The 13,127-nt window shown below is 70.7% G+C and carries 13 protein-coding genes; 5 read left to right on the forward strand and 8 right to left on the reverse strand.

All coding sequences use genetic code 11. From position 1 onward, the window contains the following. Nucleotides 1-11: 11 nt before the first annotated feature. From ACFUO4_RS17825 to ACFUO4_RS17835, 3 genes are all read right to left on the reverse strand, one after another. Complete coding sequence (locus ACFUO4_RS17825) at nt 12-1,463, reverse strand: peptidoglycan D,D-transpeptidase FtsI family protein (protein ID WP_383485387.1); 1,452 nt, start codon at nt 1,461-1,463, stop codon at nt 12-14. Nucleotides 1,464-1,572: 109 nt separating this feature from the next. Continuing rightward, nucleotides 1,573-2,043: a GNAT family N-acetyltransferase gene (locus tag ACFUO4_RS17830; protein ID WP_383485390.1), complete on the reverse strand. Its 471-nt coding sequence runs from the start codon at nt 2,041-2,043 to the stop codon at nt 1,573-1,575. 21 nt (nt 2,044-2,064) lie between these two features. Continuing rightward, nucleotides 2,065-2,838: an IclR family transcriptional regulator gene (locus tag ACFUO4_RS17835; RefSeq protein ID WP_079308243.1), complete on the reverse strand. Its 774-nt coding sequence runs from the start codon at nt 2,836-2,838 to the stop codon at nt 2,065-2,067. A gap of 122 nt (nt 2,839-2,960) precedes the next feature. On the opposite strand from ACFUO4_RS17835, the gene ACFUO4_RS17840 reads away from it, so the two are divergent. Next, nucleotides 2,961-4,490, forward strand: a complete 1,530-nt coding sequence (locus ACFUO4_RS17840; RefSeq protein WP_383485394.1) for an aldehyde dehydrogenase (NADP(+)) — start codon at nt 2,961-2,963, stop codon at nt 4,488-4,490. Between the two features lie 210 nt (nt 4,491-4,700). After that, on the forward strand, nt 4,701-5,309 hold the full coding sequence (locus ACFUO4_RS17845) for a DUF1349 domain-containing protein (RefSeq protein WP_383485397.1): 609 nt from the start codon (nt 4,701-4,703) through the stop codon (nt 5,307-5,309). On the opposite strand, the gene ACFUO4_RS17850 is transcribed toward ACFUO4_RS17845, so the two are convergent. Continuing rightward, nucleotides 5,248-6,588 carry an MFS transporter gene (locus ACFUO4_RS17850; protein WP_383485400.1) on the reverse strand — a complete coding sequence of 447 codons (1,341 nt, stop codon included), beginning with the start codon at nt 6,586-6,588 and terminating at the stop codon, nt 5,248-5,250. The genes ACFUO4_RS17845 and ACFUO4_RS17850 overlap by 62 nt on opposite strands. Before the next feature lie 145 nt (nt 6,589-6,733). Between ACFUO4_RS17850 and ACFUO4_RS17855 the strand changes: the two genes are divergently transcribed. The 3 genes from ACFUO4_RS17855 to ACFUO4_RS17865 all read left to right on the forward strand — a co-directional run bounded on the left by ACFUO4_RS17855 (nt 6,734) and on the right by ACFUO4_RS17865 (nt 9,686). After that, nucleotides 6,734-7,750: a GlxA family transcriptional regulator gene (locus ACFUO4_RS17855; protein ID WP_383485771.1), complete on the forward strand. Its 1,017-nt coding sequence runs from the start codon at nt 6,734-6,736 to the stop codon at nt 7,748-7,750. 63 nt (nt 7,751-7,813) lie between these two features. Further along, entirely contained in the window at nt 7,814-8,539 is a 726-nt protein-coding gene (locus ACFUO4_RS17860) for a DsbA family oxidoreductase (RefSeq protein ID WP_383485403.1), read from the forward strand. 97 nt (nt 8,540-8,636) lie between these two features. Then, nucleotides 8,637-9,686 (forward strand): aminotransferase class V-fold PLP-dependent enzyme, encoded by a 1,050-nt coding sequence (locus ACFUO4_RS17865; protein ID WP_079308241.1) that lies wholly within the window; start codon nt 8,637-8,639, stop codon nt 9,684-9,686. A 62-nt stretch (nt 9,687-9,748) separates the two neighbouring features. On the opposite strand, the gene thpD is transcribed toward ACFUO4_RS17865, so the two are convergent. From thpD to ectA, 4 genes are read right to left on the reverse strand one after another with little or no spacing between them, the layout of a single operon-like run. Continuing rightward, nucleotides 9,749-10,636 (reverse strand): ectoine hydroxylase, encoded by an 888-nt coding sequence (gene thpD, locus ACFUO4_RS17870; protein WP_383485407.1) that lies wholly within the window; start codon nt 10,634-10,636, stop codon nt 9,749-9,751. A 5-nt stretch (nt 10,637-10,641) separates the two neighbouring features. Then, nucleotides 10,642-11,040: an ectoine synthase gene (locus ACFUO4_RS17875; RefSeq protein WP_383485410.1), complete on the reverse strand. Its 399-nt coding sequence runs from the start codon at nt 11,038-11,040 to the stop codon at nt 10,642-10,644. 45 nt (nt 11,041-11,085) lie between these two features. Beyond that, nucleotides 11,086-12,357, reverse strand: a complete 1,272-nt coding sequence (gene ectB, locus ACFUO4_RS17880; RefSeq protein WP_383485413.1) for a diaminobutyrate--2-oxoglutarate transaminase — start codon at nt 12,355-12,357, stop codon at nt 11,086-11,088. A 55-nt stretch (nt 12,358-12,412) separates the two neighbouring features. Further along, nucleotides 12,413-12,943: a diaminobutyrate acetyltransferase gene (gene ectA / locus ACFUO4_RS17885; RefSeq protein ID WP_079308238.1), complete on the reverse strand. Its 531-nt coding sequence runs from the start codon at nt 12,941-12,943 to the stop codon at nt 12,413-12,415. Nucleotides 12,944-13,127: the final 184 nt, after the last annotated feature.

Raw genomic sequence — 13,127 nt, forward strand, 5'->3', positions numbered from 1 at the left:
GACGGGACGCCTCACTTCCCGAGGGCCGCCTCCATCATGGCCTTGGCCACGGGGGCGGCCAGCCCGTTGCCGCTCACCTCCGAGCGGGCCGCGTTCGACTGCTCCACCAGCACCGCCACCGCCACCTCCTTGTCCCCGCTCTTCGCGTACGAGGTGAACCAGGCGTACGGCGTCTCGCTGTTGTTCTCGCCGTGCTGGGCCGTGCCCGTCTTGCCGCCCACCGTCACGCCGTCGATCTGCGCGTTCGTGCCCGTGCCGTCCTCGACGACCGTCCGCATCGCCGACTGGAGCTGCTCGGCGGTGTCGGAGCTGATGATCTGCTCGGTGGACGTGTCGTCGTCGTAGTCCTTGAGCACGTCGCCGCCGCTGTTGGTGATCTGCGAGACCATGTGCGGCGAGACCAGCTTGCCGCCGTTGGCGATGGCCGCGGAGACCATGGCCATCTGGAGCGGCGTCGCGGTGACGTCGAACTGGCCGATGCCGGTGAGGGCCGTGGACGACTCGTTCATGTCCGAGGGGTAGACGCTGGTGTAGGCGCGGACGGGGACGTCCTGCTCCTTGTCGTTGAAGCCGAACTTCTCCGCCATCGCCCGCAGTTTGTCCTGCCCGAGGTCGTGCGCCATCTTCGCGAACACGTTGTTGCAGGAGTAGCGCAGCGCCGTGCGGATCGTGGCGTTCTCGCAGGGCGCCGACCTGTTCTCGTTCTCCAGCTTGGTGACCGTGCCCGGCAGGGTGTACGGGTCGGGGCTGTCGGTGTGCTGGTCCACCGACGAGTACAGGCCGTCCTCCAGCGCCGCCGCCGCGACGACCAGCTTGAACGTCGAACCCGGCGCCACCGGCTGCCGCAGCGCGCGGTTGGTGAGCGGTTTGTCGGGGTCCTTGTTCAGCTTCTTCCACGCCGATCCGGCGGTGTTGGCATCGGTCAGCGAGGACGGGTCGTACGACGGCGTGGACACGACCGCGAGGATCTGGCCGGTCTTCGGGTCGATCGCGACGGCCGCCCCCTTCTTGTCGCCGAGCGCGTCATAGGCGGCCTTCTGCACGGCCGGGTCGATCGTGGTGACCACGTTGCCCGGCTCGGCGCGCTGGTTGGTGATCGTGTCCATGACGCTCTTCAGCCGGCTGTCCGAGCCGTTGAGGAGGTCGGCGTAGATGCCCTCCAGCTGGGTCGGCGCGTACGCCTGCGAGGCGTAGCCGGTCACCGCCGCGTACAGCTCGCCGTCCTTGTACGTGCGCTTGTACCTGAGGTCGCTCCCTGTCGTCCTCGCGGAACCGGTGATCGACTTGCCGGCCACGATGATGTTCCCCAGCGGCGACGAGTACGTCTCGATCGCGTTCCGCCGGTTGTCGCTGTCGTCCGCCAGCGCCTGGCCCTCGTAGAACTGCACCCAGGTCGCCCGCAGCAGCAGAGCGAACACCAGCAGCAGCGCGAAGACCGACGCGCGCCTGATCGTCTTGTTCATCCCGCACTGGTAGACGAGCGGGCCGGAGCGAATCGTTCCCTTGCGTCCGGGTTTCTCATCGGACGTTCATCTGCGGTGCCCTCCGGCGTCAGGCGTCAGGCGTCAGGCGTCAGGCGTCCAGCCTCAGCACGACCTCGTCGATCTCCTCGCCGCGGGCGTGGGCAAAGCCCCGGTCGTGCGCCGAGAGCCGGAACCCGCACTTCTCCAGCACCCGCCGCGACCCGGCGTTGTCCGCCGCCGCGCAGGCGTACAGCGGGCGTTCGGTGATCTCGGCGAGCAGCGCCCCGAGGGCGGCCGTGGCGATCCCGCGTCCCCAGTACGCGCGGTCGACCCAGTAGGTGACCTCACGCTCACCGGGCTCCCCGTAGACCGCCGCGCTGCCCACCACGTCGCCGTCGACGAGGATGGTGCGGTTGACGGCGTCGGAGGCGAGGACCCGTTTCCAGTGGGCGTCGAACGCCGCGCGGTCGGCCGGGTCCCTCGGGACGAAGGCGGCCATGTGCAGGGACTCGGGATCGTTCATCTGCCGGAAGAAGACCGGCAGATCACTGTCGTGGACCTCTCGGAGCGCGATCTGCATGCCCCACAGCTTAGGGGCGGCTCAGAGCCGACGAGTGGCCAGCGTCAGCCGGTCCCGGGCGTCGAACAGCGCGTCCTTCACCGTCTGCTCATGGGCCGGCGTCAGCCGGGCCACCGGCACCGAGCAGCTGATCGCGTCGCGGGCCGGGGTGCGGTAGGGGATGGCCACGCCGAAGCAGCGCAGGCCCAGCGTGTTCTCCTCGCGGTCCACGGCGAAGCCCTGCTCACGGACCTGGTGCAGCTCCTCGATGAGCTTCTCCCGGTCGGTGATGGTGTTCTCGGTGAGCGCCGGGAGGGTCTCCGGGAGCATCTTGCGGACCTGTTCGTCCGAGTACGTGCTCAGCAGCGCCTTGCCGAGAGAGGTGGAGTGCGCGGGGAGGCGGCGGCCGACCCGGGTGAACGGGCGCAGGTAGTGCTGGGACTGGCGGGTGGCGAGGTAGACGACGTTGGTGCCGTCGAGCCGCGCGAGGTGGATGGTCTCGGTCGTGTCGTCCGACAGCCGGTCCAGCGTGGGTCGCGCCGCCGCGACGACCTCGTCGCCGTCGATGTAGGAGGTGCCGACCAGCAGGGCGCGTACGCCGATGCCGTACCGCGTGCCCGTCGCGTCGGTCTCCACCCAGCCCAGCTCGACCAGGGTGCGCAGCAGCATGTAGAGGCTGGACTTCGGATATCCGACGGCCTCCTGGACCGCCGCGAGGGAGTGCATGCCGGGGCGTCCGGCGAAGTACTCGAGCAGTTCAACCGTCCGTACGGCGGACTTGACCTGCGCCCCGCCCCCCGTCTCGCCAGCCGACATCGCCCTTGACCCCTTCGTTCGACGGGAAATAGTCTCCAACAGCATATTCACCATCAGAGACAGCGTTCAGTATATCGAACAACCCTGGTGGATGACCAAGGAACTCTGTGGAGGGACCCGCGGTGGCAGCAGCACCAGTCTGGAGTGTCGACCCCCGAACCGGGAAGCAGCGTGAACAGGTTGCGGTGGAGGCCACAGCCCAGGAGGTGGACGCCACCGTCCGCGCCGCGCACGACGCCCGTGCCTCCCTCGCCGACCGCACGGTCCGCGCCGCCTTCCTGCGCACCGCCGCCGACAAGCTGGAGGCCGCCAAGGACCAGCTCGTCGAGGCCGCGGACGCCGAGACCGCGCTCGGCCCGGTCCGTCTCACCGGCGAACTCGCCCGCACCTGCTACCAGCTGCGGGCCTTCGCGGGCATCGTCGACGAGGGCGCCTTCCTCGACGTCGTGATCAACCACCCCGACGACACCGCGACCCCGCCGATCCCGGACCTGCGCCGCTACAAGGTGCCGCTCGGTGTCGTCGCCGTGTACTCGGCCTCCAACTTCCCCTTCGCCTTCTCGGTCGCCGGTGGCGACACCGCGAGCGCGCTCGGCGCCGGCTGCCCGGTCGTCGTCAAGGCCCACCCGGACCACCCCGGCCTGTCCGAGCTGGTCGCTGCGGTGCTGCGCTCGGCGGCCGCCGAGCACGGCATCCCGGCCGGTGTCGTCGGTCTCGTCCACGGCTTCGAGGCGGGCGTCGAGCTGGTCAAGCACCCGCTGGTCGCGGCGGCCGGGTTCACCGGCTCCATCCGCGGTGGCCGCGCGCTGTTCGACGCGGCGGCGGCCCGTCCGGTCCCCATCCCGTTCCACGGCGAGCTGGGCTCCCTGAACCCCGTCGTCATCACCGAGGCCGCCGCCGCCGAGCGCGCGGAGGCCATCGGCACCGGCCTCGCCGGCTCGATGACGCTGGGCGTCGGCCAGTTCTGCGTGAAGCCGGGCCTCGTGCTGGTGCCGTCCGGCGCCGCGGGCGACGGCCTGGTCAAGTCCCTCACGGACGCCGTCAGCGACACCGACTCCGGGGTCCTGCTCGACCACCGCATGCGGGACAACTTCATCGCGGGCGTCGCCGAGCGCGTCGAGCTGCCCGAGGTCGAGTCGCCGGTGACGCCGGGCGCGGGCGGCGAGCACACCGTCAGCGCGGGCTTCCTCACGGTCGCCGCCGACAAGCTCACCGAGGAGGGCGCCTACGACCTGCTCCTGGAGGAGTGCTTCGGTCCGGTGACGGTCGTCGTCCGCTACGAGGACGACGACCTGGCCCGTGCCGTGCTGTCCCGGCTGCCGGGCAACCTCACGGCGACGGTTCACCTGTCGGCCGAGGAGGCCGCCGGCGAGGGGCGCGGCGCGGAGATCCTGGCGGAGCTGACGCCGCTGGCCGGCCGCGTGCTGGTGAACGGCTGGCCGACGGGCGTGGCCGTGGCACCGGCCCAGCACCACGGCGGCCCCTACCCGGCGACGACGTCCACGTCGACGTCCGTGGGCGGTACGGCCATTGAGCGGTGGATGCGACCGGTCGCGTACCAGGGCGCGCCGGAGGCTCTGCTTCCGCCGGAGCTGCGGGACGACAACCCGCTGGGCCTGCCCCGCCGTTTCAACAACGTCCTCGAACGCTGAGAGCCTGTGCCACATCTCCGGTCGGATCAGCGCGCGGCGTCTGGTGCGTGCGATCGCAAGGCGCCGGAGCGCCCGCGTGGCGGAGTCACGTGGGCGCTCCGGCAACGCGGCGAGCGTGCGTGCCAGACGCCGCGCGCCCGGCCGGGGATGTGACACAGGCTCTGACCCCCCGGGGCCGCACGGAGATTCGGAAGCTGGGAAACTCTGAGCATGGACGTGGAACTTCCTGAACTCCCTTTCTCCCTGCGGACTTACGGCCCTGACGGCCACTGGTCGTACGAGGACGGAGTCCTCACCGGTTGGGCGGGCGCGCGGCAGGACCGCTTCGTCCCGCCCACCGGGGAGGCCCTCGACCCCGCCTCCGACGCCCCGCGTCTGCTCGGCGCGCCGGAAGGGGACTTCCAGCTCATCGCCCGGGTCACCGTCGGCTTCGGCGCGTCCTTCGACGCCGGCGTCCTCTACGTCCACGTGGGTGACCGGGCCTGGGCCAAGCTCTGCCTGGAGTACTCCCCGGACGTGCCCACCGTCTGCACGGTGGTCACCCGGGGGCACTCCGACGACGCCAACTCCTTCACCGTGGAGGGCAGTTCGGTCTGGCTGAGAGTGAGCCGGACCGGTCGGGCGTTCGCCTTCCACGCCTCCCGGGACGGCAAGCGGTGGACCTTCGTCCGCCTCTTCACCCTCGGCGAGGAGAAGGAGACCGGCGCCGCCCTCGTCGGCTTCATGACCCAGTCGCCGATGGGGGAGGGGTGCGTGGTCACGTACGACCACCTGGAGTTCCGCCCGAACTGGATGCAGGACCTGCGAGACGGAAGCTGAACAGCCAGGTCACCGCGAACAGGGCCGCCCCGATCCCCAGGCTCACCCGCATCCCCGCGACGAACCCGCCCGACACCAGTGCCCCGAACACGGCGATCCCCAGCCCGCCGCCCACCTGCCGCGCCGAGTTGAGGACCCCGGCCGCGAGACCGGCCCGCTCGGCCGGCACCGCCTCCATCATCACGGCGGTCAGCGGCGGCACCGTCAGGGCGCAGCCGAGGGCCATCGGTACGAGGAGCAGGGCCACCAGCGCCGGAGGGGTGCCCTCTGCGACGGACAGCAGAAGCAGCAGCCCGGCCAGCGCCACGCCCTGCCCGATCAGCATCGGCAGCCGTGGCCCGTACCGGCCCGCGAGCTTGCCGGAGACCACGTTCGTCGCCCCGATCAGCGCGCTCATCGGCAGGAACAGCAGCCCGGCGTAGAGCGCCGAGCGCCCTTGGACCTGCTGGAAGAAGAGTGAGAAGACGAACACCATGCCGTAGAAGGCCACACTGCACGCCGCTCCCGCAGCCACCGCCACGGAGATGTTCCGGCTGCGAAAGAGCCCGAGCGGGACGACGGGATGGGGCTGCCGCCGCTCGATCACCACGAAGAACAGACCGGCCACCGCGGCAACCGCCAGCGCCACCAGCCCTGTCGCCCCGCCCTCGATCACCGCGAACGTCAGCGCGGTCAGCGTCACCACCGCCGCCACCTGACCCGGCAGATCGAGCGGCGCGGGCCGGGGCCGTGAACGCGGCGCCCGCACCAGCAACGCCAACGCGACCGCCCCCAGCGGGAGATTGACGAAGAAGATGCCCCGCCAGTCCCAGGCCGTCGTCAGCGCACCGCCCGCCACCGGACCGAGGGCCACCGCGACCGACCCGCCCGCGGCCCACACGGCCACGGCCCGCGCCCGTCGCGCAGGGTCGCCGTACGCCTGCCGTACGAGAGCCAGCGACGCGGGCAGTACGACGGCGGCCGCGACGCCCTGCACCACCCGCGCCCCGATCAGCGCCGGCAGGTTCGGAGCCAGCCCGCAGGCCGCCGAGGCGAGGGTGAAGAGGCCGATACCGAGCGCGTACGCCCGGCTCGCCCCCACGCGGTCCGCGAAGGCGCCCGTGGAGAGCATCAGGGCGGCGAAGGCAAGGGTGTAGGCGTCCACCACCCACTGCAACCCGGTCATCCCGCCGCCCAGCGAGGAGCCGACGGCGGGGAGGGCCACGTTCACCACGGACGCGTCCAAGGTGATCAGCGCGAAGCCGAGGAGGGCCGCGACGAGGACAGGCGCGGGCTTCATGGGGGACGGGTCCCCCGGCCGCGCGGGGAGTTGATGTTCCTTGGCCGGATGATTGCTCGACTGTTGACTCGGCATGACCTCAGCTTGCGGATCTTCGCCGTCGTACAGTAGTGGCCTGAATGCCATGCACCCGGAGGTTCTGGCCATGCCGCACCGGATCGTCGTGATCGCGCCGTCGCCGGTGTCGATGTTCAACCTCGCCATCCCGGAGTTGCTGTTCGCGAAGGTGGAGATCGACGGCGCGCCCGGCTACGAGGTCACCGTCTGCACCCCGGACCCCGGCCCCGTCACCACCACCGGCGGCCTCGACCTGCACGTCCCTCACGCCCTCGACGCCGTGGAGACCGCCGACACCGTGCTGGTCGCCGGTACCGGGGAGCAGTACGCCCCGGACGGCCGCACGGTCGCCGCCGTCCGCGCCGCGGCCGCCGCCGGCAAGCGGGTCACCTCCATCTGCAGCGGCGCCTTCGTGCTGGCCGAGGCGGGCCTGCTGGAGGGCCGCAGCGCGACGACGTACTGGCAGCTGGCGGACGAGATGCGGGACCGCTACCCGGCGCTGGACCTCAAGGGTGACGTCCTCTACGTCGAGGACGGGCAGATCCTCACCTCCTCCGGCTACGCGGCCGGCATCGACATGTGCCTGCACATGATCCGCACCGACTACGGCGCGGCCGTGGCCAACGAGGTGGCCCGCCTTGCCCTGGTGGCCCCGGTCCGCCCCGGCGGCCAGACCCAGTTCACCCAGACCCCCCTCCCGCCGGAGCGCGGCACGGCCTGCGCGGACACCCGGGGCTGGGCCATGCGCAACCTCGACAAGCCCCTCACCCTGACGGACCTGGCCCGCCACGCGGGCGTCTCCGTGCGCACCCTCACCCGCCGCTTCCACGCCGAGAGCGGGGTGAGCCCCCTGCAGTGGCTCCTCCACCAGCGCGTCGAGCGCGCGAAGGAACTCCTGGAGACCACGACCCTCCCCATGGACCAGGTGGCCACCGCCAGCGGCCTGGGCACCGCGGACTCCCTCCGCACCCACCTGGTCCGGCGCACAGGCCTGACCCCGACGGCGTACCGCACACAGTTCAGCCGCCTGGGAGCCCACGCCCAGCCCCCGCGGGAACCCCACCGCCCCGCAGCGGCGGCCCCGGGAATGAACCCAGCTGCTTGAATGTTCACCCACTAACCGGAGGAAGTCTCCGCACCCCGACCCCTGACCTGGAGAGCCGAGAACATGCGCGTCGAGATCTGGAGCGACATCGCCTGCCCCTGGTGCTATGTGGGCAAGGCCCGCTTCGAGAAGGCGCTGGCGGCCTTCCCGCACCGTGACGGCGTCGAGGTGGTGCACCGCTCCTTCGAGCTGGACCCCGGCCGCGCCAAGGGCGACGTCCAGCCCGTGATCAAGATGCTCACCAAGAAGTACGGCATGAGCGAGGCCCAGGCCCAGGCCGGCGAGGAGAACCTCGGCGCCCAGGCCGCCGCCGAGGGCCTGGACTACCGCACCCGCGACCGCGACCACGGCAACACCTTCGACATGCACCGCCTGCTCCACCTCGCCAAGGAGCACGGCAAGCAGAACGAGCTCATCCAGGCCTTCTACCGGGCCAACTTCGCCGAGGAGCGCTCCGTCTTCACCGAGGGCGACGAGCGGCTCGTGGAGCTGGCCGTCGGCGCCGGTCTCGACGAGGCCGACGTCCGCAAGGTCCTCGCCGACCCCACCGCCTACGCCGACGACGTCCGCGCCGACGAGCGCGAGGCCGCCGAGCTCGGCGCGAACGGCGTGCCCTTCTTCGTGCTCGACCGCAAGTACGGCGTCTCCGGCGCGCAGCCCGCCGAGGTCTTCGCCCAGGCACTGACCCAGGCCTGGGGCGAGCGCTCCCCGCTCCGGCTCCTCGACCAGGGCGACCAGGGCCACGCCGACGCCTGCGGCCCCGACGGCTGCGCGGTCCCGCAGCCGTAGAGAACCGCAGGTCGGGGCCCATCTATAAGCGTCGCTTGGCGAAACCACGTAGAAATCGGCAATGGACGGGGAGTTCCCGGAGTCCCACAGTGGATGCATGGAGACCTTCGAGAGCCTCGTCCGTGCCGAGTTCGCCCCGAAGAACACCTACCTCAACACCGCGAGCACCGGCCTGCTCCCGGCCCGCACCGTGACCGCGATGCGCGTCGCCGTGGAGTCGGCCGCCGCCGGCGACCCCACCGACATGTTCGGGGACGTCGAGGCGAGCCGCACCGCGTTCGCGCGCCTCGTCGGCGTGCCCCGCACCCGCGTCGCGGCCGGCGCCTCGGTCGCCGTCTACAGCGGCCTGATCGCCGCCTCCCTCCCCGAGGGCGCCGAAGTCCTCACCGCCGAGGGCGACTTCAGCTCGCTCGTGAACCCCTTCCACCTCCGCCCCGACCTCAAGGTCCGCAGCGTCCCCCTGGAACGGCTCGCCGAGTCCGTCCGCCCCGGCACCGCCCTTGTCGCGGTCAGCGCCGCGCAGTCCGCCGACGGCCGGATCGCCGACCTGGCCGCGATCCGCGAGGCCGCACGGCGGCACGGCGCCCGCACCTACGTCGACGCCTCCCAGGCCACCGGCTGGCTGGACTTCGACGCGGACGCCCACGACTACTCGGTCTCCGTCGGCTTCAAGTGGCTCCTGTGCCCGCGGGGGGTGGCCTTCCTCGTCGTCCCGGAGGACCTCGGCGGACTCACCCCGCTGTTCGCCGGCTGGGTGGCGGGGGAGCGGCCCTGGGACGCGTGTTACGGCCCGATCGACGAACTCGCCCGCTCCGCACGGCGGTTCGACGAGAGCCCGGCCCTGTTCTCCTACGCGGGCGCCCGGCGCTCCCTGGAACTCCTGGCGGAACTGGGCGTGGACACCGTCCGCGCCCACGACCTCGCGCTCGCCGACCGCTTCCGCACCGGTCTGGCCACGCTGGGCCACACCACCGTCCCGTCCCCCGGCTCACCGATCGTCTCCGTGCCCGGACTCGGCCACCGCCAGGGGGAGTTGAGCGCGGCCGGCATCGAACTCTCCGACCGGGCGGGCAACCTGCGGACGGCGTTCCACCTGTACAACACGACCGACGACGTCGACCGGCTGCTGGACGCCCTGGCGTCCTGAAACGCCGACGACGCGGCGGGGGCCGCGTCGTCGGCGTGACGGTGCCTGCGAGGGGGGAGAGATCAGCGCACCGGCGTGAAGTCCCTCGCCCCGATGAACTCCGGCCGCCGCACCGGTGCCGCGAACGGCTCCACGGCCGCGTTCTCCACGCTGTTGAACACGATGAAGACGTTGCTGCGCGGGAACGGCGTGATGTTGTCGCCGGAGCCGTGCATGCAGTTGCAGTCGAACCAGGTCGCCGAACCGGCCTTGCCGGTGAACAGCTTGATGCCGTACTCGCTCGCCATCTTGGTCAGCGCCTCGTCCGACGGCGTGCCCGCGTCCTGCATCTGCAGCGACTTCTTGTAGTTGTCCGTCGGCGTGGCCCCCGCGCACCCGAGGAAGGTCCGGTGCGAACCAGGCATGATCATGAGCCCGCCGTTGGTGTCGTAGTTCTCGGTCAGCGCGATCGAGACGGACACCGTCCGCATGTTCGGCAGCCCGTCCTCGGCGTGCCAGGTCTCGAAGTCCGAGTGCCAGTAGAAGCCGCTGGCCCCGAAGCCCGGCTTGACGTTGATCCGCGACTGGTGGACGTAGACGTCCGAACCGAGGATCTGCCGGGCCCGGCCGACGACCCGCTCGTCGCGCACCAGCTTCGCGAACACCTCGCTGATCCGGTGCACCTCGAAGACGGAGCGGATCTCCTTGGACTTCGGCTCGACGATCGAGCGCTCGTCCTCCCGGATCGCCGGGTCGTTGACCAGCCGCTCCAACTCCTGCCGGTAGACGGCCACTTCGTCCTCGGAGATCAGCTCCTCGATGGCGAGGAAGCCGTCCCGCTCGTACGACTGGAGGTCGGGGACGGAGATCGGGCCGGGGGTGTCCGGGGCGCCCCAGACGACCGGGTCCTGGCGCGGGACGGTGACCTCGGCGGCGCCTCGGCTCGGGTACAGGTCGGTGATGGTGGTCATCAGGCTCAGCCCTCCTCGGTCAGCAACGGGTACACCCCGTTCTCGTCGTGGTCCTCCCGGCCGGTCACGGGCGGGTTGAACACACAGATGCAGCGGAAGTCCTCCTTGATCCGCATCGTGTGCCGCTCGTGACCGTCGAGGAGGTACATGGTCCCGGGCGTGATCGTGTACGTCCGCCCGGTCTCGTCGTCGGTCAGCTCGGCCTCGCCCTCGACGCAGACGACGGCCTCGATGTGGTTCGCGTACCACATCGACGTCTCCGTACCCGCGTACAGGATCGTCTCGTGGAGGGAGAACCCGACCCTCTCCTTGGCGAGCACGATCCGTTTGCTCTCCCAGGTGCCGGACGCCGACTTCACATGGCGGTCGGTGCCTTCGATGTCCTTGAACGATCGGACGATCACGTGCTGAACAGCTCCTTTTCTCGGACGGTTTCGGGTCGAGGCGTCTCAGACGGTCTCGCGGACGGCGCGGGCGAGGATGCTGAGTCCCTCGTCCAGCTCGTCCGGGGTGATGGTGAGTGCCGGGAGCAGCTTCACGACCTCGCTCTCCGGCCCCGACGTCTCGATGAGCAGCCCGAGTTCGAAGGCGCGCGCGGCGACCCGTCCGGCCCGCGCCTTGTCATGGAACTCCAGGCCCCACACCAGACCGCGGCCCCGGTACTCCCGCACATCGGCGAGGTTCTCCTCGGTGATGGAGATGAGCCCCTGCTCGACCTGCTCGCCGCGCGCCCGGGTCTGCTTCTCCATCGCCGATCCGTCGGCCCAGTACATCTCCAGGGCGGCGGTCGCGGTGACGAACGCGGGGTTGTTGCCGCGGAACGTGCCGTTGTGCTCGCCGGGCTCCCAGATGTCCAGCTCGGGCTTGAACAGGCACAGCGACATCGGCAGTCCGTAGCCGCTGATGGACTTGGAGAGGGTGACGATGTCGGGCGTGATGCCGGCCTCCTCGAAGGAGAAGAACGCGCCGGTGCGCCCGCAGCCCATCTGGATGTCGTCGACGATGAGCAGCATGTCCTGCCGCTCGCACAGCTCCTTGAGGGCGCGCAGCCATGCGGGCCGGGCGACGTTGATGCCGCCCTCGCCCTGCACGGTCTCCACGATCACCGCGGCGGGCTTGTTGAGCCCGGAGCCCTGGTCCTCCAGGAGCCGCTCGAACCACAGGAAGTCGGGCACGGTCCCGTCGAAGTAGTTGTCGAACGGCATGGGCGTGCCGTGCACCAGCGGTATCCCCGCCCCGGCCCGCTTGAAGGCGTTGCCGGTCACGGCGAGGGACCCCAGCGACATGCCGTGGAAGGCGTTGGTGAACGACACGATCGCCTCGCGCCCCTTCACCTTCCGCGCCAGCTTGAGCGCGGCCTCCACGGCGTTGGTGCCCGTCGGCCCCGGGAACATGACCTTGTACGGCAGATCGCGCGGCCGCAGCACCAGGTCCTGGAAGGTCTGCAGGAAGGCCCGCTTCGCACTGGTCGACATGTCGAGCCCGTGCGTGACGCCGTCGCGCTCCAGGTAGTCGATCAACGCCCGTTTCAGGACGGGGTTGTTGTGGCCGTAGTTCAGCGAACCGGCGCCGGCGAAGAAGTCCAGGTACTCGTGGCCGTCCTCGTCGTACATACGGCTGCCGTGCGCGCGGTCGAAGACGGTGGGCCAGCCGCGGCAGTAGCTGCGCACCTCGGACTCGAGGGTCTCGAAGACGCTGAGGTCGGGCTGGGTGATGGTCACGAAGAATCGCTCCTCGATAGGCGTGGGGGGAGTGCGGGGGTCGGCAACGGTGCGGTCAGGGGGTGAGGGGCCCGATGCGGTAGAGGACTTCGGGGTCGTGCGGGCCGTCGGGGAACAGCCGGGTGTCGAAGAGGACCTCGCGTTCCACCGTCGCGCCGTGCCGCTCGGCGAACGCGGCGAAGAGCCGCTCGGAGGCGGTGTTGCCCGGCGTGATGGTGGTCTCGAGGGAGGTGATCCGGTGCTCGGCGGCGGTCCGCGCGACCAGCCCGTCGAGCAGCGTGCCCGCGAGGCCGCGCCCGCGGTGCGACGCGTCCACGGCCACCTGCCAGATGAGCAGGGTGCGCGGACGGTCGGGCCGCACATAGCCGGTGATGAACCCGACCGGCTCCCCGCGCCCGTCCCGTGCGACGGCCGAGGTGGCGGCGAAGTCACGGCACCACAGCAGATAGCTGTACGACGAGTTCAGGTCGAGGGCCTTCGAGTCCCTCGCTATCCGCCACAATGCGGCACCGTCCGTCACGGACGGGCGGTCGATTTGCAGTTCGGTTTGCGGGTGGGCTTGCAGGTCTGCTGGTGAGGCAGTCATGCGAATTGAATTTACCGAGGGAAATTAAAAAATGCATGGCCGGGAGGGGTTACATGGCGCGCCCTGATGTGTTATCGCGCGGGTGCGTACGCTTGCGCGAGCGTGACGCTGTATGTCCCGATATGACCCGTATGAAATGCGCAAAACGGTCGCTCTGTGTAACGCGTCACAGCCATGTAACCCC

It is taken from the genome of Streptomyces sp. NPDC057280, from assembly GCF_042668605.1.
Lineage (GTDB): Bacteria > Actinomycetota > Actinomycetes > Streptomycetales > Streptomycetaceae > Streptomyces.